We start from the raw sequence: 24,426 nt of genomic DNA on the forward strand, positions 1-24,426 counted from the left end.
TTAGCAATCCAGACAGAACAGCACGCGTGCCTGGCCGGTGCCTGCTATCGGGGGTGAGCGGTGGACCAGGCCATCACCGTTATTAGCGGGATCACCCCGCATAATGCCTACCCAGAACGGCTGAAACCGCGATGCTTCGCCGAAACGGATGATGTCTTCGTTGGGCGCGCCGCGGGCCTGGGCCAGTCGATCTACCTGCTCATTGCGCAACCATTCGGTACCGGGCCCGTGATAGGTGCAGAGCAGGCGCAAGTTGATGCGATCCAGGTGAAATCGGCGGCAATCGTCCTTCGCTGTCGTCAATAGCCTGAAGCGAAAAGGACGGCCCTCCGTAAGCGGCGCGAAAAGCTGTGTCAGCATGAACATGTCCGCTCGCAGGGCCTCGTAGTTTGCTGGATTGACGCCCTGTAGTTGTAGCAGCGCACACACATCCTCATCAAAGCTCGTCAGTGATGTCGGCCGACGCGCATCTCGTAAGGGATGCGTTGCGAGAGTGGCGGCTTCCAGAGCAACCCGGTGCTCCTCCGGCCGCTGCCAAAGGCTCAGGTTCACCTCGGGGTTACTAATGGTCTCCAGGATGCGGATCTGTTCACCCTGTTGATGGGCTACTTCGGCGGGAAGTTCATGGCTGTGTGAATAGGTCGTTTGAAGCATGTTGGCGGTCGTCGGCAATCGATATGGGAGATGATACAACATATCAAAAAGTGAGGTTCAACGCGATATAGGCCGGACTGAGCGTCTATGCTTCCAAAAAAAGACCTTGACTCAAATTTTATTATACATAAAATTTAACTATAAGTTAAATGTGTGGAGGTCACTATGCGAGCAGATACCCGAAAATCAATTGAAGCCTGTGCTTCTCACTATGGCGATCAGGCCGATGCGATGCGCGAATACCTGATTGAAGGCGAGCGCAATGCAATGGCGATGGATAACCGTGGGCCGATACGCTTTGATGAAAACGGCGCACTGGCGGCAGATATTCTGGAGGCATACTCACGCTATGGCTTCTATGTCTTCGAGAACGTGCTCGATGAAGGCGAACTTCGCGAAATCATTGCCGACCTCGATGCCATGCGCGCTACCTTCCCGGTTGAACCCGGGGCGGCACTGTCTGCTGATGGGCAGCCTGCACTCGGGGCGGATTGTCAGGCCCCGAGTCTATTGTGGTCCAAGCCCTTGGGTGATCCGCTGGGAGGGACTGATCTCGCCCGGGGGCGCCACCAGGTCAAACTGATCGAGCCCGAGGCGGCCGAAGATGCGCCCACAGCGGCGCCATTTATTCTGCTCGGCTCGCTGCAGTTTTCCGAAGCCTGTCTGCGCGTTTACGGGCACCCGCAATTGCTGCGCGTGACCGAAGCTGTGAATGGGCCAGACTTTGCGCCTTTTAACGAGGCACTCTTTATCAAGGATCCCGGCATTGGTGCTGCGGTGTCCTGGCATCAGGATGGTGATACCCACTGGGAAAGTGCCGATTTTGATGAGGGCATTCACGGCTTTAACTTTATGGCGCAGGTGTATGGCAGCACGCCGGTAAACGGTGTCTGGGTACTGCCTGGTAGTCACAAGCTCGGTAAGATCGACATCAAGGCATTAGTGGCCGAGGCGGGTAGTGAGCGCCTCAAGGGTGCGGTACCGCTGGTCTGTGAGGCGGGCGATGTGGTGATGTGTAATCGTCAGCTGGTGCACGGCTCTTTCCCCAACTCAGGTTTTGAGCCGCGCCTTACCGTGAACTTCGGTTTTCACCGCCGTTCCTCGGTACTCAACATCATGGGTGCCGGCATTCACAACGATGTGATGTGCTACGACGCCGATTTAATCGAGCGGCGCTCCCGCGTCATTGGTTACGCCATCGATGCGCGTGGCAAGCACTACCCCGACGAAGTCCCGTACCAGTACCAGCCCTTTGCCCAGGCGGGTAAAACCTATGTCTGGAACGCCGAAGCCAAAGCAGGCCTCAAGGACTACAACCTTGAAGACCTCAGCATATAAATGAAGACAACCCCTAGGGAGATCCCGTAATGAACGGAGCTGAAAGCCTGCTGACCACGCTGACCAACAGTGGTATCGAGGTGTGTTTTACTAATCCTGGTACCTCCGAGATGCACTTTGTGGCCGCCCTCGATGAAGTCGAGGGGATGCGCTGTGTGTTGTGCCTGTTCGAAGGCGTAATCAGCGGCGCTGCCGATGGCTATGCGCGGATGGCACGCAAGCCAGCATCTACATTGCTGCACCTGGGGCCGGGCCTCGGTAACGCACTGGCGAATGTACACAACGCCAAGAAGGGCTGTGTGCCCATGGTGAATATTGTTGGTGACCATGCGACTTACCATTTGGAGTACGACGCGCCGCTAACCTCTGACATCGAGGGTATTGCCGGCCCGGTTTCGCACTGGGTGCATACCTCCAGCGCACCTGAACATATTGCCAGAGACGCGGCTGAGGCTATCCGCCAAGCGGGAGCGCACAGTATTGCCACCCTGATGCTGCCGGCGGACGTATCCTGGGGAGAGAATCCGGCCGGTGCAGAACCTGTAGTGCGCATCCCTGCACCGCAGTCAGTGCCGGCGCAGCGCGTGGCCGAGGCGGTGGCGCGGCTGCGCTCGGGTAGTAATTGCATGATTATGATCGGTGGTGGTACCGAGGTTTCGCTGGAGCGTGGGCACAAGGCGAGTCAGATTGCCCAGGCATGTGATGCTCAACTGTGTACGGATGTCTTCCCCACACGGGTTGCCCGTGGGGCGGGAACAGCGGTGATCGAACGGTTGCCATATCTTGCCGAAATGGCGGTAGATCGCCTCAAGGATGTCGAACAGATGATTCTGATTGGCGCGAAGGCCCCTGTCTCTTTCTTTGCCTACCCGAATGTGATGAGCGCTATTTCCCCAGCAGGGTGTGAGCACTTTGTGCTCGCGCAGAATGAGGAGGATATCGATCAGGCGCTGGGCGCATTAATCGAGGCACTTGGAGCGGGGGTGAACACTCCACAAGTTCATAAGCTCAATGTGTGTGACGTGCCGACCGGCAGTCTGGATGCGAACACGGCAGCCATGGCAATCGCGCATTACTTGCCCGACGATGCAGTCATCGTTGATGAAGCCATTACCTCGGGTATTGCAGTAGCTCCGATGACAGCCACAGCAAGACGCCACGATTGGCTGAACCAGACCGGTGGCAGCATCGGCTGGGGGTTGTCTGCAGGCGTAGGTGCAGCCATTGCCTGCCCCGAGCGCAAAGTGATTTGCCTGGAGGGTGATGGCAGCGCCATGTATACCATTCAGTCATTGTGGACGATGGCGCGTGAAGAGTTGGATGTCACCGTGGTGATTTTCAACAACCGCAAGTACAGCATTCTCGAACTGGAGTTTGCCCGCACCGGCGCGCGCGGTGGTATTCCCGGCCCGAACGCGGCGAGCATGCTCGACATAGGCAAACCCGATATGGATTTCGTCGCGATGGCGCAAGGTATGGGTGTGAGCGCCACGCGCGCAACTACCGCCGAGGAGTTTGCAGCCCAGTTTAAAGAGGCGATGCAATCCCGCGGGCCGCGGCTGATCGACGCGCATGTGCCTTCGCTGTCAGGTTGAAGGGTGATGTGGATATGACGAACCATCAGCAGTTTATTGTCGCGCTTGCAGACGCGATTCGCGCACGCGCACCGCTACCGCCGTTTCCCGCCGGCGTCACCATGGACGAGGCGTACCGGATGTTGCCAGCAGCGGCGGCACGGGTATGTGACAGTGGCACACGCGGCCTCAAGGCTGGGCTCACTAATCCTGAACTGCAGGCGCTATTCGGCCTGGACGAAGCGTTGATTGGATTGCTCTATGACTGGGGAGAGTGTCCCAATGGTGTTGCATTGCCATTTCGCGAGCATGCGAGAATCGAATGCGAGCTCGCGGTTGTGTTGTCCGCTGAGGGCGCACCCGTGGCATTGGCTCCGGCGATAGAAATTGTCCACCTGAATTTCGCTGCGCCAGAAGATTTTACTCCCGCCAATCTGGTAATGAGCAGTCTGGGGGCCGACAGCTATATCTGCGGATCACCTATACCCTGGGGGGAACTGGACCAGAGCGTAATACGCAGCACTGCGATCAGGTTGGAGCGCGATGGCGAGCTGCTCCAATTGGCGAATGCCGGGGACTCACTCAATGGGCCAGAGCGCGCGGTAGATTGGTGCGTCAATGAAGCACGCAAGCGCTCTTTGGAGATCGCCGATGGCACAACGCTGCTCACCGGCACCTGTGGCGATGCATTGCCCGGATTGCCTGGAAATTATAAGGCCGACTTCGGTGAGCTCGGCACGCTGAGGTTCACGATTGAGACGCCGGCGGGCTAGAGCCTGCCGGTTTCCTGCAGAACCTGCGATGCTGCGCTAAGCAGTATCGGCGTTTTTGTAGGTCAGGTAGGCCTTACGAACAGTTTCGATAACCTCCCAGGTGCCTCGACTATTGGCGTCAAAGTACAATGTGTCGCCAGCAGAGATATGAATAGGTTCACCCGACTCGGGGTGAAAAATCGCCCGACCTCTTAGAAAGGTGCTGAGCTCGGCATCCATAATCTGCCGGGTCCAGGTGCCGGGGGTACATTCCCAGATGCCAGCCTCGGAGCCGTCAGCATTTTCGCAAATAACCAGACCAGCCAGTTGGGACACCTGGTCGCCAATAGGGAGTTCGACGGGGCCCCAGTTATCGAGATCTGCGGTCGGAATATTGTTGCACTGCTTTAGTTGGGTAATCGCCATAGGGATTCCTTGGTGTTGGTTTGGTGAAGATTTTGACAAGGCTTGAGACAACCACGCTAGGGGCTCGCGGTTGTCTTCGCGCCGTGATCACGATTCGATTTGCTCTGCCATGCTCCATGCAGCCAGAAGTTCATCGTAGGTCTTTAGGTTCTTACAGGGCAGGGCGTGATTCACCACGGCCTTGACTGCGCCGTCGGTGACCTCGGGAAGTCTGTTCTCCCACATTGCCTGGTGCATCATCGGTGTGTCGCCCCATTGGGCGAGATACGGCTCAGGAACACTAACAGCGCCAGAACTAATCATACGATTCAAATGAATCAGCTCCGCGGCATTGCACAGATGTGTGCCAATGATTTTGGCTGTGGGCATGATAATTGATCGTTGCCGCATCCATACTTGTGGCGCATAAAAGCTATAGCGGCGCGCCGCCATGTCGTCGCAATAAACCACTCTCCCTGTATGTGGCCTTACCAGCATGACCGAAGCAAATAGTGAATCATTGTGAGCGCGCTCCATAATGATGTCCGGCTGCCCTCGGGGGTTGTCCGATGAACGCAATAGCTTGCCCAGTGCATTGCCGACAGGTTTTAGCGTGTGCTCATTCATCAGGCGTACTGCCTCTTTGAATTCACTGCTTTCAGGCGCTGGTAGCTCGGGCATGGTTTCAGGCCATTCGAACAACGGTTCGCGGCGACGAATTTCTTCTAGACTAACGGCACCCATAACCGCGTCACCGTAGCCCAGCGAAAGCACGAAGTCTCTCTGAGCGTCCGTGTCGGTTAGCACCGCGATGCGGAGTGAGTAGGCACGAGCTGCTTCCAGCGCTGCCATAGCGCGCTCATCGCGAACCTTGTTATTTTTTCCGTAAAGAATTACGCAAGCCTGGCCCGGTAAGGCCTGCGCGCGACGCAGCATCGTGGCAGGAGGCTCGCTGCCTGGCTTACCCATAAACGTCATATAGTAGCCAGAACTTGCACCAAAAAATGTGATGGCGCCGCCAGCTTCCAGTGCCTGGAACGAGCGGGGAAAAGCTGTTTCGCCCGCATGTGAGACTGCCTGGGTGCATAGGTCCCCTTGATTTGCCTCGCGCACCTGCTCGAGAAAGCGCGTCCCTTGCCGTTCCCAATCGTGCCACTGGCTGGCGTCCCGGGGGATTCGTGTAAAACAGGATATTAGATCTGCATCACGTCGATTGATACCGGCGGCACCCAGTCCTTCCAGGTAACTGACTCTGTTCTCGGAAGATACAAGCCCGGTAACAGTTGCACCTATGGCTCGCCCCAGTTCGACTGTCCAGGCGCCGGTGCCGGAGGCCGCACCTTCCACAAACAATCGGTCACACTGATGTGTGCCCAAAGCTCCAAACAGCGATCGATAAGCAGTGCCCGCCGGTAGTTGATAGCTACCCATAGCCTCGATGGATAGTCCGGAGGCAGGTGCAATGAGTTGAGGCCCATCTGCCAACATGAATTGCTGGTGGGATCCGTCCGGTGACTGGTAGCCTTGGATATGGAACTCAGTGTACATCGGGTCGTCCGCTGCCGTTGGATCAAGCAGGTCTGAGACACCGGAGTATACGGTGACAAGTTGGCCCAGCGTGATGCGACCTTCCTGTTGCAGGGCTTCACCAAGCGAGGCAACAATGCCTACGCCGCCAGACCCTGTGACATGCAAGTCTTCGTCGTGTTCGTCGAACAGTGAAATCGGAATACCGGTAACAGCCCAGATGTCGTTGTAGTTGACTTCCGATGTGAGCATATACAGCAAAGCCTGATTGGGGCCCGGTGAAGGAACGGGCTTGATGACTTCATGTTCAGCGTCGGCGGGATCACCATGCAGGGCTACCCCTGTTTTCGGGTCGCGCTGTACTGCCTGTGCCATTTGGTAGCTGGGAATGGGCGTGATACCTGCAAAGAAAGGGGCTCCCATAGGTAGCATATCGCCTTGGCGAATCAACGTGTCTTTTAGCTTGGTTGAGACGCGTGGGCGTGCGGGGAGGGCAGGTGAGTGCTTGTCGAGGAATAGCTTGATACCGCGCTTGCCGCCATGTCGTTCGTCGAGCACATAACGGGAAAACGTTTCGGCTTCCTGAGCGAGTCCTGCCTCGAACCCGACCTTCCAACCGTGGCGGACAAGATGGACAATAGCCTTTGCAACGGGTCCTCGCCCCGCCAATTCAGAGGCATCCAGGCACTTTCGGACGTAGTCATCCCTTAGGCATTCCACTGGAAACTCCTGGGGTGTTTGCCAGCGTTTGACTGCCTCGTGACGGGCCCTCATGGCCGTCACTGCAACACCTTTGCCATCCAGACAGGCCTCACGCGCTGCAGCCTGGGCTGCTGCGAGGACGGATTCATTGCCCCGGCAAAGGTGGTCGATAAGGCCATATCGCTCTCCCGTCATGCCGTCGATTGCTCGGCCTGACAACATCATGGCCAGCGCTCTCGTCAGCCCCTCGCTCTGTTGTTGTGCGCCGGCGGCGTCAGCCATGATCCGAGTGAGTCGCTGTGTGCCGCCGTAGCCCGGGGGAAGGAACAAATTAATCTCGGGCTGGCCAAGCTGGGTATATTGATTGCCCACGCGCCAGTGACAGGCCATTGCCAGTTCACAACCACCGCCCAGAGCGGCGCCGTCTATGGCTGCAATAACAGGCTTGTCCATTGACTCAATCAGCGAGGTAACACTGTGTGCCTTGGACGGCATCGACAGGGCTGTGCTCTTGTCGTGTACTTCATCCAGTAGTTGACGTACATCCGCGCCCGCGACAAAAGTTTTCCCACCGCGACCTGTGATGACCGCTGCGCCAATGTCATCGCGTCGCCTGATATGCGTCAGGATCGTCTCCAACTCATCCAGCACGCGCTCCGAGAGAGCGTTCACCGGAGGATTATCCAGCGTAATGGTGGCGATGCACTGCGTTCTTTCACCGCTAGTGGTTACAGGTACATACTCCACCCTGAGGGTGCGGCTGGATTCAATAATGGCCTGTTGATTGGCGCGATCCTCCTGCCTGCGCCACTGCTCGACGACACGGCGTATCTTCGGGAGGCACTCTGGGTTGCGCAGGGTCGATGTATCGCCCAGCTCCTGATCTAGCACGATGGCTTTGAGAAAACGGCGTAAATATTTCCCGCTGCGTGTTTCGGGAAATGCATCGACACAGAGAAAGGCTGAGGGTACTGCCAGGCTGCCTTTCTCAGTTTGTACCAGTTCCGCCAGGTGGCGCTCGTCATCGGAGGACAGTGACTGCCGGGCGACGGGCAATATGAATGCGAGTGGCGTCAGTCCCTTGTCCTGATGGGGTGCGCCAATGACAATGCAGTTGCCCACCTTTGATTCGGGGTTGAGTTGGCGGTCTTTAAGTATGGCGCCCTCGATTTCTTCGGTACCCATACGGTGCCCCGAGACGTTGATGACATCGTCCGAACGACCGTGCAGCGAATAGCTGCCATTGGTGTACCTACGGGCAAAGTCACCTTGCACGTATGTGTATTCAGGTTCGCCTGAGTCGCTGCGATAGCGCCCGAAGTATGTGGCTTTGAATCTCTCTATATCACCCATCCACTCGTCACTGTTGACATTATCGGGGTCGCCCCAGATCGTGCGCGCCAGATAGGGGTAGGGCCGAGTGATGACGATTTCACCTTTCTCGTCTGGTCGGGCCTGACTGTAGGTAACGCGACCCGTTTCATCGGGCTCGCTGTTGCCTATCCATATGTCACCGAATATCCAGGGCAGGGGATAGGTTTGAGCGTCGGCGCGCAGAGGCATCTCTGCATTGCCATAGGGGTGCGTCCAGACGATCCCCCCATGCTCCGTTGCCCAATAGGAGTTTATGTACTGCGGTGTGACCAGATCCATGGCAAACCGTTGAACGCTGGGGCTCGTGGGCTCTGCACAGAACGTTGCTACTCTCACTGATGAACGACTGTAACGTTCTACATCCAACCGATTTTGTGGATTGCTGATGATGCCTTTGAGGAAGGTGACTCCTGCCTTGAAGATGGTGACGCCGTAGCGCTCGATAATGGATGCGAATCGTCCAGCGTTGGGAAATGTCGGCGGTCCCTCTGTGACGACGGAAGTGAGCCGGTTAGTGAGTGCTGCACTGATCAGGTATGACTGGCCGGTAATCCAGCCTGGGTCTGCAATGACCCAGATGATGTCCTCGCCAGCGCGAGCATCGAAACTGATTTTGGTGCTATAGCTGACTCCGGCTGTATAGCCGCCATGAACATGGACCACGCCTTTCGGCTTTCCCGTCGATCCAGAGGTGTAGATTATGAACAGTGGAAAATCGGCGCTCACAGGGACAGGTTTTACCGAACGCCACAATGCTTGCGTGAGTTCAGTATCTCCGAGAGCCATAAGCTCCGAGCGCTTTTGCAGCCCAGCGTTGGAGAGAATGGTTGCCTCTGCCTGGATTAGAATGTCTTCTGCCCAGAGGTCGCGACCTTCGTGCCAGGATATTTCCGGTAGGTCGGCGTGACGGACAACAATCACTTTTTGCACGCCGGAGCGAGTTCTGGATAGTGTTTCCGCCAGATCACCTCGCAGACTGGCAACTGCCTCGGGTTCGATATCAAGCTCTGCGAGAACCTGCCCGGCTTCGCGCATGACATCTGCGCGAGTGACCGAGATTTCACCGGCGAGCCCCTCGGCGACGCGACGACAGATACGTTGCCCTATGGCGGCGTTCGCAGATGCATCCGCTATGGCGGCAAGCGCCGACTTTAGGCTGATATACAGATCCAGTGCGGGGTCGCAGTAGGCCTCCTTAAAGGGTACCAGCTCCGCGTTACGTGATGCACCGTCGGCAGTTATAACGACACTGGCACCGGCGTTCTCAATGCGATCGGCAAGGGTTTTGTCGGAGAATCCACCGAATACCGGCGTATAGATAACGCCAATACGTTTCGCCGCTTCCGTCCAGACAATCTGCTCGAGAATATTGGGCATGTTGATGGCAATGCGATCGCCTTTGACAAGGCCGAGCTCAAGCAGCGCTTGAGCGGCGATAACCGATCGAAGGAGGAGTTCCCGACGGCTGATTGCGTTGTGCTGTACTGGCCCTCCTTTGCCTGCATTGAGCGCAGGATCCCAGCGATCGCCTTCATAGTAGAATGCGATTTCATCACCGTGTCCGGCCAATACATGGCGGTCCAGCTCATTGAATGCGGCGTTAGTCATTGCGCCACTAAACCAGCGATAAAACGGCGCGCTGCTTTCGTCCAGAGCCTGTTGCCAGGGCTGCCATGCCAAGGCATCGGCCGGCTTGGCGGTATGGGCGTGCCAGCCCTGCCAGTGGTCCTGCTGAACACGGGTGAGCCAGCTATTCGTCTGGGGGTTAAACCAGTGGATCTCCCGGGCGGCTATGTCAGCGTGGAATGCTCCCAGATCCTCTTCGCAGGCTTTGCGCATACGCTGCCAGTCTTCCAGGCTTTGAATGGGGTTCTCGCGCACATCTTCCGGGGTGGCGGGTGAATAGATATTTTGCATGACAACTTTCTCCTATAGCGCCTGTGCGACTCGGCTGCGAATCGGTGCGGTGACGTTCGTCGAAGAGTGAAAGACGGTCTCATAGAGCTCAATAATTTCGTCAATATCCGGAACGACGGGGTTGTTAGCGGGAGAGCCCGAGGCCAGGGCCTGCTCTGCCATAGTAGGCAGAAGTGTCGTGTAGTCGCTTTCGTGAATGCCAAACTGTTGCGGGCTCGGTACTTTGAGATCCTCGTTAAGTCGGCGCAGTTCCTCTATCAAAATGCGCGTGGCAACTGTGTCATTAGTGCCTGCGGGTACTACACCCATCTGGCGTGCACAATCGGCGTAGCGGCGCATGGCAAACGGTACCGAGAATGCAGTGACCGCCGGGAGCAGCATGGCGTTACTGAGGCCATGAGGTACTTGGAAATGGGCGCCCAGGGGGCGACTCATACCGTGAACCAAAGCTACTGACGCGTTGGAAAATGCCATACCTGCCTGAGTAGAGCCGAGCATCATGGCCTCTCTCGCGCTGACGTTATCTGGTTCAAAGCAGGCTGTGCGAATATTTTCAAACAGTGATTTCATGGCCGCGAGCGCTAGCCCGTCGGAGTATTGGCTTGCCTTGCGGCTCACGTAGGCTTCTATGGCATGAGTGAGGCTATCGATGCCTGTGTCTGCAGTCAGGCGAAATGGCATGGTTAACGTGAGCTCATAGTCGATCAGAGCAGCGGAGGGCATGAAGGCGCGCCCCAGGCACAGTAGCTTCTCATCGTTCCTCGCGTCAGTGATGATCGATACTCGCGTGGCCTCAGAACCCGTACCGGCAGTCGTAGGTATGGCAATAATAGGCAGACCCGGGCTGGCATTGTCCTGGGGTACAGCGAAGTCGCGCACGGTACCACCGGCTGGCCCAATGAGTGAGACCATTTTTGCAGTATCCATGGGGCTGCCGCCGCCGAGTCCAATGATGCAATCGTAGTCCTGTTGTTGAAGGGCCTGGCTTGCGGCGGCGACTGTTGCATCAGTTGGGTCGGCGGGAACATCGCTGAAAATGCCGTATGTCAATCCTGCATGATCAAGCGGCAGAGTAATACGCTCAAGATAACCATACTTAATGATCACTGGGCCGCAGATAATCAGGGGCCGCCGCAGATTGAGTTGTATCAGCACATCGGCAATCCTGCCGCTGGCCCCTCCACCTATACACATAATTGGTGGTGTAAGAATAGTTGTACACATAGCTGTCCCTCCCGGAGCAGTTGAACCGACCTTTGTTTGGCATGCAGAACCTCGCCCAGGATCATTCCCGGGTTTGTGTGGTGTGCTGCTATTGAGTGCTTTGGTTGCGAGCGAAAGTGGTTTCGCAAGAACAGGGCTTAACTGCCCTGGGGAGAGAAGGAAATGCGATCAACAATGTACAGTGAGATGGCGCCCAGTGGGCGGAGAATGGCAATGAGCGCGTTAGCGGCAAAAGCCCCGCTTAGCTTGATACAGCTTGGCATGCCGAAATTCATCGAATTCGATAAATTCATAATGGCCTCCCTGGATCTCTGGTCTGCACCCTTGAGTGCACTAAAATGCAGTGAACAGACTGAAGATATTCCGCAGCAGTCTGCGTCTATTGGGCGGGTAGTTGACTTGGTTTGCTAGCAATACTCCCTGCCCATGGTTAGCCACATTAGTGGAGTGAACAGGTTTTGTCGCCGTAGCCTATAGGTTGCTAAAACTTTGAGTAATACTCGCTATTCAATATTAAAACTCACCCTGTATCAGCTGGCCTCGCATAACAACCGCAGTGGGTTGCAACTGCCAGATTTCGTGAGGGTCTACGTTAAACAGGTTCTTGTTGAGAACTATGAAGTCTGCAGATTTTCCTGCGCTGATAGAGCCTGTCTCGTCTTCCAGTCGCAGCTGATATGCGCCGTTTTGGGTATAGCCGCGCAGTAATTGTTCGAGGCTGAGACGTTCGTCAGCGGGCGAACGAACGCCGTCGTCAGGGCTCTGCCACCACTCTACGGGATACTGCCGGGTGTGCCCGGTCTGCATGCCGAGATAGGGGCTGATGAATGTGGCCAGCATTTCTCCCCCCACCATTCGTCGCTCGAGTACGTCACTCTGGCGCCTGACTCCACAACGGATCTGGCGCGGTACATGAGGGAGTAGCGCTCCTTGCCAAGTAGGCTCTCAACAACATCGTTCGTTTCCACACCGAACCACCAGGGAGAGAAATTGGCAATGATGCCGAGTCGGTGGATGCGCGGTAGATCTGCAGGATCTATCAACGCCAGGTGGGCAATCGTGACTCGAGGATAAAAATCCTGACCGATGTTGGCCTGTGCCTGTTCAACCGCGTCCAGTACTGTCTGAGTCGCGAGGTCACCAATGCTGTGCACCATCAGATCGAGCCGCGCTTCGTGAAGCTGCATTAGTAGTTCCGTCAGTTCTGCCGTGGAGAGCAGAGGCTCGGTAGATGTGCCGCTGCCCAGATAGGGTTGGCTATAAGCAGCGGATTGGTTGGCGCTGATGCCGTCCATAAAGACCTTTACGGCGTTGAACTGTAGAAGCTCGCCTCCGTATTGCTGTTGATATCGTTGCACCTCAGCAATAGCCGTCTTTGCCCGCTCCGGGGTAAATATCTGGTACGTTCCGTAGTAGCGGAGCGGTAGTCTGCCTTCTTTCTCCAGTTCAGAAATGACGTTATACACGTGGTCGCCATAGCCTTTGTTTCCAGCGTCGAACAGTGCTGTGACGCCATGTCTTGAGAGAATCTGCAGAGTCTCAGCCACGGTTTGTTTGTGCTGTGCCAAGTGCGCCGCGTCGGTCACGGCAAAGTGCTTGGCGAAATGCTGTACGCCGGCCCCTTCCTTCACCCAGCCGGTGGGCTCACCTTGATCGTCTCTGGCGTACATGGCCAGTCCGGGTTTTGGGTCGGGTGTATTCTTGTCTACGCCCAAGGCGAGTAGCGCGTTGGAGTTGAGCCAGAAATCATGTGCAGTTTCGCTTTCAAACCAGACCAGACGGCCTGGAGCTACGGCATCAAGAACTTCCTTCCTGGGCCCGTCGCTTCCTTGCACAAACATATTGGTGGGCCAGCAGCACAGGCGCAACCACTGCTGGTCGGGATGAGCGGCAGCGTAGGCTTGCACGGATTCGAGTAAAGCCTCTGGGGTCTCTCCCTCAACCTCACCGAATCGTTCTACATTGACGTAGCCAGGGTGAGCGTGACCGTCGATCAGGCCGGGAATAATCAGCTCGCCATTGAGTGTGAGGAGATTTGCTGCGCGGTATCTCTTGGCGCCGTCGTCGTCGCCGACATAAATAAAACGACCGTCGCGCACAACAAGCGCCGTTGCGTGCGGGAGATACTCGGCCACTGTGTATATGGTAGCACCCATAATCGTCAGGTCAGCGGGGGGCGTGTTGGCGGTCAGTGGTGATTGCTCAGAATCACGGTGACAAGCAGACAGGATGAGCGCTAGCAGTGCGATGTACAGGGTGTGGCTGAATCGCATAGCTAGATCCTTAAGGGTTTCCTGAACGTTGTGTGCATGCTGGTTACAGTCATATGCAGTATAGGCACAGGCAAACAGCAACGGTCAAATCCGGGCCACGCGCTAGCGCGGTCGCAGCTTTCTCCTGTATTGCCGAGGCGAAGTGCCGCTCCATTGGTTGAAGGCGCGAATGAAGGGGCTGGCCGTGGAGTAACCCGCGGCCAGTGCCACATCCTCGATGGGTATGCTCTCGTCGGCCAGTAACTTGTAGGCCACGTTGCGGCGCAACTCATCTTTGATCTTCGAGTAACTGGAGGACTCCTCGCGCAGCCGACGTCGCAGTGTGCCACCAGAGCAACCCAACTGCGCCGCAATCTCCTCAATACTGGGAAACGTCATGACCCCGTTGTCCTCGGGTGTCAGCATGCTGACAATAGTGCCGTGGAGCATGCCCTCGGAGCCGGGAATGGAGAGCAGGTAAAATGGCGAACGTGCCAGGAAGCGATCTACCTCCCGGGAACTACGGCTGATCGGTAGCTCCAGGTGTCGCGCATCGAAAGCTAATTGGCTGGATGTTGTGCCAAAATCCAGCACGCCGGGAAACATATAATTTAACTCGCGGCTGTGTGGCGGTTTGGCCTGGGTAAAATTGACATACTGCAGCGGAATGCGCAGCCCGGTGAGCCAGCTGGCGAGGCGATGCCAGATGACCATCCAGAAATCTTCGAAGTAGTAGTCAGGGTCCAGCTCGGGATGCTGGAAACGGATGTCGATGACTGCGTGATCACCGTGTTCGATGATCTCCGTTTCGATATCGTCAGTGACCAGGCTGTAAAAAGTAGATCCGGTCATCAGCGCATCTCGCAATGTTCGCTCTTTGCTCATTGCCTTGACGCAAAAAGCGAACGTGCCCGGTTTGCTCTGTGTGCGCGTAAACCCCATGAATTCATCGTCGAGCACCCGCCATATCGTTCGGGTGAGCCGGGTCATTTGATCAATCGAGAAGCGCTGTTCGCCGGCGTAATCGAAGTTATCCTTCATCCCCGCTTCTGCGAGCAGCGATTGGCGCGACCAGCCTTTCAGTTGAGCGCCGCGCATTGCGGCGAGGAAGTGGTGGGTTGAAACGCTGGGCATGAATTCCTGTTAAATGGCGATGTCGTCGGTGTCCTGATGATATCGGAATACCTACCGTCACGCCCAGCGCCCGACAGATTTACTTACATGCCGACGGAATCAAGCGCAGCCTCCAGTTGGCTCCAGCGTTGCTCCAGGGTGCCGGTATATCCCACAGCCAGGCGAACAAGGCCGGGGCTGATGCCAGCCGCCTGAATGTCCTCGTCTTCCATTTCGCTGGATGTGCTCGATGCTGAACAGGACATGAGCGTATCGAAGTAGCCAAGACTTACCGCCATAAAGCCAAACTGCTGCTCATTTTGCAGGGCACCCATGAGTTCCAGCGCTTTCTCTTTGCTGCCCGCGTCAATCGTTAGCACCCCGCCGGCGCCAAACTCAGCATTGCCCAGTTCTGCGAGTAACGCATTGTCAGGATGTGTCGCAAGCCCCGGGTAACTCACCTGCGTGCCTCGCTGTTGAAGACGTTCTGCCAGCGCCAGGGCACGAGCACCATGGGCGCTCATGCGCAGCGGTAAGTGGGGAAGGCGCAGGGCAATGTTGGCAGCGACGTTGGGATCCATGGTGGGTCCAAGAATCATCAGCGGCCCTGTATGCAGATCCATGAGTTGCCCGATAAACGCCTGGCTGGCACATACCGCACCGGCGATCAGGTCTGAGGCACCGCCAATAAATTTGGTCATGCTGTGCACCACGATGTCGGCGCCAAGGTGAGCGGGACTGATGAGCAGCGGACTGAAAGTGTTGTCGACGACCAGCGGGATGCCTGCGCTATGAGCAATGTCAGCCAGAGCAGGGATGTTGGCTACTCGCAGGGTAGGATTGGAAACGCTCTCTACATAGAGCACGCGGGTTTTGTCTGTAATGGCCGAGCGCACCGCGTCCAAGTCAGAACTGTCGACGAAGCTGGTTGTCATTCCGCACTTCAGCGGCAAAAAGTCATGCATGAGTGCATAGGTTCCACCATAGATTGTATTGGACGACACAATGTGATCGCCGGCCTCACACAGGGCGAGTATGGCCGCGGAAATAGCACCCATGCCGCTGGCTGCACAGTAGGCGGATTCGGTGCCTTCCATAGCAGCCAGCTGTCGACTCAGGTTGTAAACAGTAGGATTGAAGTGCCGCCCATACAGGTAACAGCCGGCATTGTCTGGCCCTTTCTGGCCAGTGAAAATTTCTGGCATGGTGCCGGGGTCGATCACGGTAAAGGTAGAACTGGCTTCAATGGACATGTTGACGCCACCGTGTTCACCAAATTCGTGGCGGAGATTGGCGAGGGCTTCTACCGGGTGTTGGTGGCTCATAGTAAATATCCTGATAGCATGTTTGTTAGGCTGTATTCAGAGTGATTTCTATCATAAAATTCTGAATAGGATATTAATGACGAATAAAATTCGATTATGAGTGCTTTTGACCAGTTAGACCGAACAGATTATGAGATTTTGCGGCTGCTGCGAAATAATGCACGGCTGAGCAACCGTGAGTTGGCCGAGCAGATTGGATTGGCCCCATCGACAACCCTGGTGCGAGTGCGGCGCCTGGAGCGGGAGGGGGCAATTCGTGGTTACGTTGCAGAGTTTGCCCCGGAGGCATTAGGGGTTAGCCTGCAGGCGATGATTGCCGTGAAACTTCAGCATCACTCTCTCAAGGATTTAAGCGCCTTTCGCCAGCATGTTCTGAGCCTGGAAGAAGTGGTGCAAATCTACCATATTGCCGGTGCCAGCGATTTTCTGATTCATGTCTGGGTACGGGACGCACAACACCTCCGCGATCTGGCGATGGTTTCACTGACCACTCGACCGGAGGTGGCGCAGTTGGAAACCCACCTGATTTTCGAACATACGCGTAACGCTGAGATGCCGTTGTATGTAAACGTCGACGCCGATTAAACGCCGCCCCTCAAAGGGCGGCTTTTTTGGCCTTGCTATCAGCTGCTCTGGGATACAAAGCATCCGTGAAAGCCCAGTGGCAGTACCCGGTCCATGGTCATAGTGGCTACTGGGCCTTCCTCGATTGCTGCGGTCCTGAGCACCGCCACGCCGGTGCGGCGCTTATTGAAATCCAGAAAGCTGTGCACCAGGTAGCCCGATGGCAGGTACTGCGGCTCTTCGACAATCACATGCTCACCATAGTTATAACGTGTCATCGAGCCTGAGCGCGGGTCGACGCTGACGATCGAAGAGGGCAGGCCGCTTAGTGTGCCCTGGCCACCGCTCACACCGTATAGACGCTGGGGCGAGAAGGGCTGGCGCCGGTCAAACACCGGAAACTCCAAGTCAGTCTCCAGCGAACTGATATGCGCTTTGCCGCTAGTGAGATCAAGCTTGTAGTGTACGAGTGTTGGGTCGTCGTGATAAGGCCCGGCCTGCTGCTGCGCCAGCTGATGCATGCCCTGTTGCATAAAACGCGAATCGGCGTAGGCAGCGGCGGTGAACTCAATGGTGTTGCCTGATTCCCAGGCGTTGCCGAAGTGGAACACAAAACTGGCCGGCACTTCGATTGTCTTGACCAGAGAGAAATCCTCTCGATCAAACACCAGCAACTGGCTGGCGATGTCCGGGCGCCACTGGATGCCCTGGATAAATGTGGGTGCTTTTTCATGAACCGCGGAGCTATTCAGGGCAATCAGATAGCGCGGGGTTAACACGAAGTCGTGCGTATATCCTGAGAAATCCAGGGTGTGGGCATGGTACTTGACCATGTTCCCGGTGGCGTTCACGTGGTACAGCACTAGTGTCGGCGTCCCTGCGAACGGTACCGAGCCGATATTCCACATATCCCCGCGCTCATCAAATCGCGGGTGTGCGGAGAAGGGCACGCCCTCAAGCTCATCGTGCCACGCCTGTATGCCTCGCGTGTCCAGTGTCTCCGGATCGATACGGTAGGCAGAGCCTGCTTCCCATAGTGCCAGGAGTTCACCGTTATGGGGCTGTATGTTGATATTGGCGACATTGAAGTCCTGGTTACTGCGCGGCGGTGCCGGGTTGGCCACCTGGGTGCCGGCGCCGTTGAACAGGAAGCGGCCTTCGGCCTGTTCCCGCTCATATTTTCGGGTGCGCACGAAGCGGCCTTCATGGCTTGCGCCATCCGGGCCCAGCCTGAATGCCTGAATCATGCCGTCCGGGTCGAACCAGTGTTGATATCGCTCCCCGGCACGCTCGTAAAGTGTGGGGCCGTTTCGGTACAAGGTGCCAAAGCACGCCTGGGGTATCGTTCCCTCTACGGTCATAGGTAGCCGTGGCTGGTCAGAAGTCAGACCATCGAAGCCGACAGACCAGGCCGGCGCTGATTCGCCAAGCGCCAGGCTGGGCAGGGCATGCAAGCTGGCCATAGCTGCCAGGCCCTTGAGAAATTCACGTCGTTCCATGGGTCACCTCAAATTGATCTGAATCTGGGTATCTTGATTGACAGTCACTTTGGCCTCGTCAAAGCTGGGCGGGCCAAACTGGCCGGCATTATTGCTAAAGCCGTAGCCTTCGCGTGGTAGGCCGACCAGGTTGGTGTCCAGCTTCCCGTTACTGTTTTCATCGTGGTACAGCTTGACGACATATTCGCCGCTATCAACCCCCCGCAGAGTGACTTGAACCGTGTCGCCGGACACACGACTGATGGCTGCGATCACCGGGTTGCTGTCGGCCTGATAGTCCGCCGCGGTATCAAAAACGGTCCAGTACAGTTGCCCGGTGTGCTCCCGAATACCCTCTACGAGAATGTCGATATCGGCGGCTTGAACCGGTTGTGCCAGTTCGAGTGCCATAATGGCTGCGTTCCAGAACTTCTTCATGTTGCTTCCCTTGTGTAAGTGACGAGTTCAGTCTCGCGCAGCCCGGGTTGATGGCAGGTGCGGGAAGTCACTGGCACTGCGAGTTCAAACCGTGACTTTTGGCACGGTACGCCAAGGGCTCAATTCCGGTATGCTGCAGTACATGGCTAAATCATCCCCATCCTTGGAAAATCATCTGCTCATCGCCAGTGGCGTTGTGGCCACCGGTTTAGTTGCGGTCGTGAACTGTTTGAATTTTCAGGTCTGGCCTGACTTCCTGGTGTACCTGCTGTTCGGCGTGATTTTCGCTGTAAAGGCCTACGACGAGGAACTGGGGCTGTCTCGCCGGGTTACCGTATCCGGTACCGTAGCGATGTTTGTGCTCAGCGTGATCGCCCTCATTATGCATACCAACACCCTGACGCCTGTGCTGGCCGCTGTACTCATGGCCAGCGCACCTTATCACTTGAGCGCGCGCCAGAGCTGGCTATTGTTTTTGGTGGCTAATGCTACTTATTTTCTGGTGTTTGAGCTGACCTGGGAGACCAATAATTACCAGATCTCATTTGTCTCGATGATCGCATTGCAGGCTTTTGCTATTACCTCAAGCCTGACCAAACAGCGTGAGGTGGCGGCCCAGGAAATGCTCAGTCGTCAGAACAGCGAGTTGCTCGCTGCACGCGCCGTATTGGCTCAGCAGAGTCAGGCGGAAGAGCGCCTGCGTATTGCCGGGCATTTGCACGATACCGTGGGACACCAGTTAACAGCGCTCGGTTTGCAGCTGGAGGCATTGGCACACCAGGCGCCGGACGCACTGCGCCCGCGCATTGAAGACAGCCAGGCCCTGGCCCGAGAATTATTGGAGGGCATCCGGAGTACGGTCAGACAAATGACCGAGGAACGCCGCGATGATCTCGCCTCAGCGATTCGCAGACTGGCCAGCGTCACGCCAGGGGTGACGATTGAGGTTGACCGCGAATTGCCCGCATTACCCGCCGAGCTGACTCAGCAACTGGTGTTCTGCTTGCAAGAGGGTATTCACAACGCGATTCGCCACGGAGGTGCAGATCACCTCGATATCCATTACGCCGAGGGTGTGCTCAGTATTGCGGATAACGGCAGAGGCCTGCGCGGTACGATTGTACCCGGGTTTGGTCTCGAGAATATTCGCACCCGCCTGGCGCCATTTGGTGGCGAAATGGCGCTGACGCGGCGTCCGGATGGCGGTTGCGTCCTCGCCTTGACGTTACCCCAGCTAGAGAGGATGCCCGCGTGATTCGTGTAGGACTGGTGGACGACCAGGCATTGATACGAGAAGGCATTGCCCAGTTGATAGCGCTGTCTGGTAAAGCTGTTACCGCCTGGCAATGTGATAATGGCGAAGCAGCGCTGGCGACGTTGCGCAAGGAGCCTATCGACGTAATGGTGTGCGATATCCGCATGCCGGGCATGGATGGCATCACCATGGTTAAACGCTTGCGCGCCAATGGTGAACGTCAGCCGGTACTTATGCTGACGACCTTCGATGATCACCAGCTGTTTCTGGATGCACTCGCTGCCGGCGCAAATGGCTTTCTACTCAAAGATGTCTCTCTAGATAAACTGATCGAGGCGATCGAGACTGTGGCTGGCGGCGGCTTTATTGCCGAGCCGCGCCTTGTCTCTCAGGCCAGTACCACTGTGAAAGATGCGCCACCGGCAGATCCTGATCTGCTCAGTGACAAGGAGCGCGAAGTGTTACGGCTAGTGGCGGGTGGATTGTCAAATCGCGAGATCGCCAGCGTCATCCACCTCGCCGAAGGTACGGTGAAGAACCATGTCTCCCATATTCTCACCAAGCTCAACTGCCGTGACCGCACCCAGGCTGTCTTGTATGCCATTCACTGGCAGTTGATCTGATCGCAAGCGATTTAGGTAGCGCAGCCACGAGGCGCAAGTGCGCGTCCCTCTACTTCAAGGTCCAACTGAGTAGCAGCGAGTAACTATCAACGTCGCTGGCGAAATTGGCGTGGGCACCCACGCTAAACGATTCGAAATAGCGGTTGCTCTCGGTCACATTGACGCCGACCGAGTAGCCGGCCATACAGAAGTGACTGAAACCGAGTACCTTGCGGTTGGGACCCGTGAAGCCGCTGGCACCCAAGTGGACTGTGCCAATGAGAGGCAGTGTCCCCAGATGGGTATGCTATGGGTGTTCTAGGTCTGCTTTGAGAGATATGACGCCTGTGTCCTCACTGAACTAGGCCAGGTCACGGGATTCCGAGTAGCTGTCGATCTGGCTGTAGGTGTATCTGGCCGCCAATTGAGCATCTGGCCGTAGCCAGCGCCGCGCATCATGTCGCCCAGGGTTTTCAGCTCGGGGCGCAGATAGCCTACGCACCCGGGTTGCCCCTGTTGATTGGGCGCAGTGAGGATGTAAAATGCTCCACCGCCTAAGACATGATGATCTACGCCACTCATCAGAGTGACCTGCGTAGGCGCGCACATAGGATTGGTGTAGAAGTTAGTGAAGCGCACACCATCAGCGGCAATGCTGTTGATACTGGGCGTCTTGATTTCACTGTCAAAGGCGCCTGAATCTGCCCAGCCCATGTCGTCTGCCAGCACAATAAGAATGTCGGGGCGCTGATCTTCCGCATTTGCCGCGGCGATCATGCCAATGACAAGATTCAGTACGCCATAATGGATATTGACTGCGGACGGGGCCTATCTACAGGGTTCGGTCATAACAATCTGAAATATCTGCTTGTCTATCTGGATGGGTTCCACCACGTCATGACGTGTTTTCCTCTTCAGTGAAAGTGCCTCCAGAGCCGATGAGTGCTCCACTTATGCCATATGTATCACTCCTCTTGCTGAGTCTTACCGCGAAGAAGCGCGCAAGAACGTGCTGTTTTTTGCGTTTTGCAACAAGTGCCGGTGCAGTACGTTAGCCTTGACGGGAACCGGGATTTGGTAATGCACACGACGATTATTGCTTTTTCGTTCGCTTATATAGGTACCTTCTGGTTGATTACGCGCCTCATCGCCCAGGAGGAGGACTAGTCATGCTAATGGGCCACTATACAACGGCGTTGGTGCCCTGGGCGTACAACAGCAATCGCAGTCTCGCGCCATTCTGGTTTTTCCTGATGGCGACCCAGACACTTGTTTTTCTTATGGTGAGCTTCGCGTTGGTGGGGGTGGAGACGATTGAGCCTAGCGGGTTCTTTGATGCGTCTTTCAGGCATATGACCGTCGATATGACCTACAGTCATGATATAGCCCCCGTGATCGTTTGGGCGCTGGTGTTTTCCCTGGCCGCGGGATTGATTTTTAAGAGCCTGCAACTGGCGTTGATTGTCGCTGCGCTCAACGTCGCGCATGAGCTGATGGATTTGCTGGTCAGTTTTAAACACTACTGGTTTGGTGCGCCCGAGAATAAGGATTTCCCGGTATTCGGCTGGGGTTTGTATAACTCTGCTCCGGCGGTGGGGCTGCTGATAGAGATTGCAATCTGTGTAGGGTTTATTGTCTGGTATGTGCGTACGCGTCGGCGCCAGGGTTACGACGTCTCGCGCAAGACCCAGGTTGGACTCTATGCGGTTCTGGTCGGATTCACAGTGTTTCTGCTGCCGATGGTGACTCAGTCCCTATTGTCGCTGGTCGGAGGCTAGGGGCAGTGCATCGTCACCCAGAAACAAGCTCAGTGTGCCTGAACTATACTTCGGACTGATAGGACCTACGGCGAGAACTGAATATGAAGCATATTTCGATAGCTCTACTCCTGATGATGTTGGGAGCAGGGTCTGTGCAGGCCGGTGGCCTGTGGCTGAACCAGTACGGTGATTTCGCCTCTGGACGTTCCAGTGCAGGCACCGCAGCGGGCACTGACGATGCAGCTGCGATTATTCATAATCCGGCCGCAGGCACGCGTCTGGCGGGCAGTCACGTGTTCGGCAGTGCCGGCGCGATTATTCCGGAAGTTGAGTTTGATCTTGATTACACGTCGCCGGTGAATGGCGACGACAACGGCGGGCAGGCCGGTTTGAATGCACCGGTAGCTAGCTTTGCCTATATTAACGATCTTGGTTCCGATAAATGGAGCGTAGGTATTTCCAGTGCGGGGCTGGCGGGCGCAGGACTGGAGTATAATCAGAACTGGGCGGGGCGCTTCCAGAACACTTATGTAGAGCTGCTTGTCCTGGCGATATCGCCGACGGTGGGATACAAGGTCACCGACAAGCTGTCGCTGGGTCTTGCACTGCAGTACTACTATACGACGCTGGATTTCGAGATAGCGCTGCCAACCATACCCGGGCGCGATGCCGGTAAGGGCACGCTGGATGGCAAGGACAACGGTTTCTCGTATGCGCTCGGAGCGATGTACGAATTTAGTGACAATACCCGACTGGGTATTCGCTATCAGGGCGAGATCGACGCGGACTTTGATGGCAACGTAAAGGTCCAGGGCAGTATTCTCGATCGCAGTATCGATTCTGACACTAACCTGACAATGGCGGCACTTCTGCGTCTGGGTCTCTATCACCAGTTGAACGAGCGATGGGGGCTGGGCGTGACCATCGGCTGGGATGACTGGAGTGCTCTGGATAACGTGTTTGTCTCGTTGCCAGAGGAGGGTGCTGCGCTGGTAAAAAACTGGGATGACACGTATCACTATGCCTTGGGCCTCGAGTACGCAGCATCCAGGCACTGGGATCTCACCGGCGGTATCGCCTATGACTCCAACCCGGTCAGTGCACACGACCGCACGGCTGACCTGCCCGTAGACAGGCAGGTCCGATACACCGGCGGCGCGCGCTACCAATTGCGCGACAATATCAGTATCGGTGGATATTTGAACTATACTGATCTCGGTAGCGCTCGCATAAGTTCGGAGCGGTGGGGCGGCAAATACGCCGACAACCATGTGCTCGAGTTTTCATTTTCCTTAAGTTGGGCGTTATAAACTGATACCCCTGTCACGCGAGGCGATATCGTATGAGAGTATCCACACCTATCCATTTACACGTCTTGAGTGCTCTAGTTCTTTTCGGCTGCGCTGAGAGCGAGAATGCGGTCGATGCAAACTTGGCCAGGATCATCAGCGTTGAGGCGATTGAGGAAAAAGTACAGACGCCCCGAACGGTCTGTGAGAATGTCACTGTGACCCGCCAGGCCGAGGTAAAGGATGACCAGCAGATAGCCGGCACGGCAAGCGGTGCTGTTATTGGCGGTGCAATGGGCAACCAGATCGGCGGGGGCAGTGGCAGGGCGATCGCCACAGCAGCGGGCGCGGTCATTGGCGGCGCGGTGGGCAAGAAGGCGCAGAAAAATTATCAGGCCGGTAATACTCAGACGGGAACCGAGCAGCAGTGCACCACAGTGATGGATGAGACTGTCAATATTCGCGGCTACAACGTTTCATATGAGATCGATGGTAAGTCGGGCAGCGTGCGGATGGATGAGCCGCCAAAGGGCGACACGATTCCGGTCGTCAATGGCCAGTTGGTATTACACAGCGTGGGTGTCGAGCAGCCCTAGTGACCAGGAATTCAAGCGTCACATTCAATCGCGATTGGTACATTCAATAGTCCCGATGACAGTTTATTTTCCAAGCCCGGTGCACATAGATTTTCTTTGGCTGGAGTGCCTAATTTCCTTTCGCTAGCGTGCCGCGAATGTGCTGACTCTGAGCAATTACCATGCTCCATAACCAGTTCAGCTCACACTGTCGCAACTAATAGTTATTCAACCTGTTTTTGACCTATACCCTAAATTTTCTCGACCGGCAGTTGATGAACATTCTGCTCGAGCCGATTAATCAGGCG

Annotated in this window: 22 protein-coding genes; 9 read left to right on the plus strand and 13 right to left on the minus strand. The window is 56.1% G+C overall.

Features of this window, described 5'->3' with window-relative positions:
- Positions 1–654 carry a DUF1826 domain-containing protein gene (locus BST95_RS10535; RefSeq protein ID WP_084199327.1) on the minus strand — a complete coding sequence of 218 codons (654 nt, stop codon included), beginning with the start codon at positions 652–654 and terminating at the stop codon, positions 1–3.
- A gap of 165 nt (positions 655–819) precedes the next feature.
- On the opposite strand from BST95_RS10535, the gene BST95_RS10540 reads away from it, so the two are divergent.
- The 3 genes from BST95_RS10540 to BST95_RS10550 are packed head-to-tail and all read left to right on the plus strand — an operon-like array spanning position 820 to position 4,339.
- Complete coding sequence (locus BST95_RS10540; RefSeq protein WP_084199329.1) at positions 820–1,992, plus strand: phytanoyl-CoA dioxygenase family protein; 1,173 nt, start codon at positions 820–822, stop codon at positions 1,990–1,992.
- 29 nt (positions 1,993–2,021) lie between these two features.
- The gene (locus tag BST95_RS10545; RefSeq protein ID WP_084199331.1) at positions 2,022–3,587 is read left to right on the plus strand and encodes an acetolactate synthase large subunit; all 1,566 of its coding nucleotides are present in this window, start codon (positions 2,022–2,024) and stop codon (positions 3,585–3,587) included.
- Between the two features lie 14 nt (positions 3,588–3,601).
- Entirely contained in the window at positions 3,602–4,339 is a 738-nt protein-coding gene (locus tag BST95_RS10550) for a 2-keto-4-pentenoate hydratase (RefSeq protein ID WP_084199333.1), read from the plus strand.
- A 36-nt stretch (positions 4,340–4,375) separates the two neighbouring features.
- Here BST95_RS10550 and BST95_RS10555 read toward each other — a convergent pair whose 3' ends face one another.
- From BST95_RS10555 to BST95_RS10590, 8 genes are all read right to left on the minus strand, one after another.
- On the minus strand, positions 4,376–4,744 hold the full coding sequence (locus BST95_RS10555) for a cupin domain-containing protein (RefSeq protein WP_084199335.1): 369 nt from the start codon (positions 4,742–4,744) through the stop codon (positions 4,376–4,378).
- A gap of 87 nt (positions 4,745–4,831) precedes the next feature.
- Entirely contained in the window at positions 4,832–10,243 is a 5,412-nt protein-coding gene (locus BST95_RS10560; protein ID WP_084199337.1) for an AMP-binding protein, read from the minus strand.
- A gap of 12 nt (positions 10,244–10,255) precedes the next feature.
- Entirely contained in the window at positions 10,256–11,467 is a 1,212-nt protein-coding gene (locus BST95_RS10565; protein WP_084199339.1) for an iron-containing alcohol dehydrogenase, read from the minus strand.
- A 137-nt stretch (positions 11,468–11,604) separates the two neighbouring features.
- Complete coding sequence (locus BST95_RS19710; RefSeq protein ID WP_157114477.1) at positions 11,605–11,760, minus strand: hypothetical protein; 156 nt, start codon at positions 11,758–11,760, stop codon at positions 11,605–11,607.
- Between the two features lie 220 nt (positions 11,761–11,980).
- On the minus strand, positions 11,981–12,307 hold the full coding sequence (locus tag BST95_RS20960) for an amidohydrolase family protein (protein ID WP_169843912.1): 327 nt from the start codon (positions 12,305–12,307) through the stop codon (positions 11,981–11,983).
- Positions 12,241–13,740: an amidohydrolase gene (locus BST95_RS10580; protein ID WP_157114478.1), complete on the minus strand. Its 1,500-nt coding sequence runs from the start codon at positions 13,738–13,740 to the stop codon at positions 12,241–12,243. Before BST95_RS10580 ends, BST95_RS20960 begins: the two co-directional genes overlap by 67 nt.
- A gap of 102 nt (positions 13,741–13,842) precedes the next feature.
- Positions 13,843–14,853 carry an AraC family transcriptional regulator gene (locus BST95_RS10585; RefSeq protein WP_084199347.1) on the minus strand — a complete coding sequence of 337 codons (1,011 nt, stop codon included), beginning with the start codon at positions 14,851–14,853 and terminating at the stop codon, positions 13,843–13,845.
- A gap of 83 nt (positions 14,854–14,936) precedes the next feature.
- Positions 14,937–16,157 (minus strand): aminotransferase class I/II-fold pyridoxal phosphate-dependent enzyme, encoded by a 1,221-nt coding sequence (locus BST95_RS10590; protein WP_084199349.1) that lies wholly within the window; start codon positions 16,155–16,157, stop codon positions 14,937–14,939.
- Between the two features lie 96 nt (positions 16,158–16,253).
- Here BST95_RS10590 and BST95_RS10595 point away from each other — a divergent pair, with 96 nt between their 5' ends.
- Positions 16,254–16,742 carry an Lrp/AsnC family transcriptional regulator gene (locus BST95_RS10595; protein WP_066052053.1) on the plus strand — a complete coding sequence of 163 codons (489 nt, stop codon included), beginning with the start codon at positions 16,254–16,256 and terminating at the stop codon, positions 16,740–16,742.
- Positions 16,743–16,780: 38 nt separating this feature from the next.
- Here BST95_RS10595 and BST95_RS10600 read toward each other — a convergent pair whose 3' ends face one another.
- Both BST95_RS10600 and BST95_RS10605 read right to left on the minus strand, forming a co-directional pair.
- Entirely contained in the window at positions 16,781–18,220 is a 1,440-nt protein-coding gene (locus BST95_RS10600) for a carotenoid oxygenase family protein (protein ID WP_084199351.1), read from the minus strand.
- A gap of 3 nt (positions 18,221–18,223) precedes the next feature.
- Entirely contained in the window at positions 18,224–18,637 is a 414-nt protein-coding gene (locus BST95_RS10605; protein ID WP_066052047.1) for a DUF2141 domain-containing protein, read from the minus strand.
- 163 nt (positions 18,638–18,800) lie between these two features.
- Here BST95_RS10605 and BST95_RS10610 point away from each other — a divergent pair, with 163 nt between their 5' ends.
- Together BST95_RS10610 and BST95_RS10615 are read left to right on the plus strand one after the other, a co-directional pair.
- Entirely contained in the window at positions 18,801–19,892 is a 1,092-nt protein-coding gene (locus BST95_RS10610) for a sensor histidine kinase (protein WP_169843913.1), read from the plus strand.
- A complete protein-coding gene (locus BST95_RS10615) occupies positions 19,889–20,515 on the plus strand; it encodes a response regulator (RefSeq protein ID WP_084199355.1) in 627 nt (208 codons plus the stop codon). The genes BST95_RS10610 and BST95_RS10615 overlap by 4 nt, the downstream gene beginning before the upstream one ends.
- 49 nt (positions 20,516–20,564) lie before the next feature.
- Here BST95_RS10615 and BST95_RS10620 read toward each other — a convergent pair whose 3' ends face one another.
- On the minus strand, positions 20,565–20,759 hold the full coding sequence (locus BST95_RS10620; RefSeq protein WP_084199357.1) for a hypothetical protein: 195 nt from the start codon (positions 20,757–20,759) through the stop codon (positions 20,565–20,567).
- Between the two features lie 53 nt (positions 20,760–20,812).
- Entirely contained in the window at positions 20,813–21,271 is a 459-nt protein-coding gene (locus BST95_RS10625) for a sulfatase-like hydrolase/transferase (protein WP_084199359.1), read from the minus strand.
- A gap of 398 nt (positions 21,272–21,669) precedes the next feature.
- On the opposite strand from BST95_RS10625, the gene BST95_RS10630 reads away from it, so the two are divergent.
- The 3 genes from BST95_RS10630 to BST95_RS10640 all read left to right on the plus strand — a co-directional run bounded on the left by BST95_RS10630 (position 21,670) and on the right by BST95_RS10640 (position 24,139).
- Positions 21,670–22,272, plus strand: a complete 603-nt coding sequence (locus tag BST95_RS10630; RefSeq protein WP_146004202.1) for a hypothetical protein — start codon at positions 21,670–21,672, stop codon at positions 22,270–22,272.
- Positions 22,273–22,355: 83 nt separating this feature from the next.
- Positions 22,356–23,564 (plus strand): OmpP1/FadL family transporter, encoded by a 1,209-nt coding sequence (locus BST95_RS10635; protein WP_084199363.1) that lies wholly within the window; start codon positions 22,356–22,358, stop codon positions 23,562–23,564.
- A 32-nt stretch (positions 23,565–23,596) separates the two neighbouring features.
- Positions 23,597–24,139: a glycine zipper 2TM domain-containing protein gene (locus tag BST95_RS10640; protein WP_084199365.1), complete on the plus strand. Its 543-nt coding sequence runs from the start codon at positions 23,597–23,599 to the stop codon at positions 24,137–24,139.
- The last annotated feature ends 287 nt before the right edge of the window (positions 24,140–24,426 follow it).

It is taken from the genome of Halioglobus japonicus, from assembly GCF_001983995.1.
Lineage (GTDB): Bacteria > Pseudomonadota > Gammaproteobacteria > Pseudomonadales > Halieaceae > Halioglobus > Halioglobus japonicus.

Bases quoted from the DNA above. Each gene is read 5' to 3' on its own strand.
- BST95_RS10535 (WP_084199327.1), bottom strand. From the start codon at position 654: ATGCTTCAAACGACCTATTCACACAGCCATGAACTTCCCGCCGAAGTA.
- BST95_RS10540 (WP_084199329.1), top strand. From the start codon at position 820: ATGCGAGCAGATACCCGAAAATCAATTGAAGCCTGTGCTTCTCACTAT.
- BST95_RS10545 (WP_084199331.1), top strand. From the start codon at position 2,022: ATGAACGGAGCTGAAAGCCTGCTGACCACGCTGACCAACAGTGGTATC.
- BST95_RS10550 (WP_084199333.1), top strand. From the start codon at position 3,602: ATGACGAACCATCAGCAGTTTATTGTCGCGCTTGCAGACGCGATTCGC.
- BST95_RS10555 (WP_084199335.1), bottom strand. From the start codon at position 4,744: ATGGCGATTACCCAACTAAAGCAGTGCAACAATATTCCGACCGCAGAT.
- BST95_RS10560 (WP_084199337.1), bottom strand. From the start codon at position 10,243: ATGCAAAATATCTATTCACCCGCCACCCCGGAAGATGTGCGCGAGAAC.
- BST95_RS10565 (WP_084199339.1), bottom strand. From the start codon at position 11,467: ATGTGTACAACTATTCTTACACCACCAATTATGTGTATAGGTGGAGGG.
- BST95_RS19710 (WP_157114477.1), bottom strand. From the start codon at position 11,760: ATGAATTTATCGAATTCGATGAATTTCGGCATGCCAAGCTGTATCAAG.
- BST95_RS20960 (WP_169843912.1), bottom strand. From the start codon at position 12,307: ATGCTGGCCACATTCATCAGCCCCTATCTCGGCATGCAGACCGGGCAC.
- BST95_RS10580 (WP_157114478.1), bottom strand. From the start codon at position 13,740: ATGCGATTCAGCCACACCCTGTACATCGCACTGCTAGCGCTCATCCTG.
- BST95_RS10585 (WP_084199347.1), bottom strand. From the start codon at position 14,853: ATGCCCAGCGTTTCAACCCACCACTTCCTCGCCGCAATGCGCGGCGCT.
- BST95_RS10590 (WP_084199349.1), bottom strand. From the start codon at position 16,157: ATGAGCCACCAACACCCGGTAGAAGCCCTCGCCAATCTCCGCCACGAA.
- BST95_RS10595 (WP_066052053.1), top strand. From the start codon at position 16,254: ATGAGTGCTTTTGACCAGTTAGACCGAACAGATTATGAGATTTTGCGG.
- BST95_RS10600 (WP_084199351.1), bottom strand. From the start codon at position 18,220: ATGGAACGACGTGAATTTCTCAAGGGCCTGGCAGCTATGGCCAGCTTG.
- BST95_RS10605 (WP_066052047.1), bottom strand. From the start codon at position 18,637: ATGAAGAAGTTCTGGAACGCAGCCATTATGGCACTCGAACTGGCACAA.
- BST95_RS10625 (WP_084199359.1), bottom strand. From the start codon at position 21,271: ATGATCGCCGCGGCAAATGCGGAAGATCAGCGCCCCGACATTCTTATT.
- BST95_RS10630 (WP_146004202.1), top strand. From the start codon at position 21,670: ATGGGCCACTATACAACGGCGTTGGTGCCCTGGGCGTACAACAGCAAT.
- BST95_RS10635 (WP_084199363.1), top strand. From the start codon at position 22,356: ATGAAGCATATTTCGATAGCTCTACTCCTGATGATGTTGGGAGCAGGG.
- BST95_RS10640 (WP_084199365.1), top strand. From the start codon at position 23,597: ATGAGAGTATCCACACCTATCCATTTACACGTCTTGAGTGCTCTAGTT.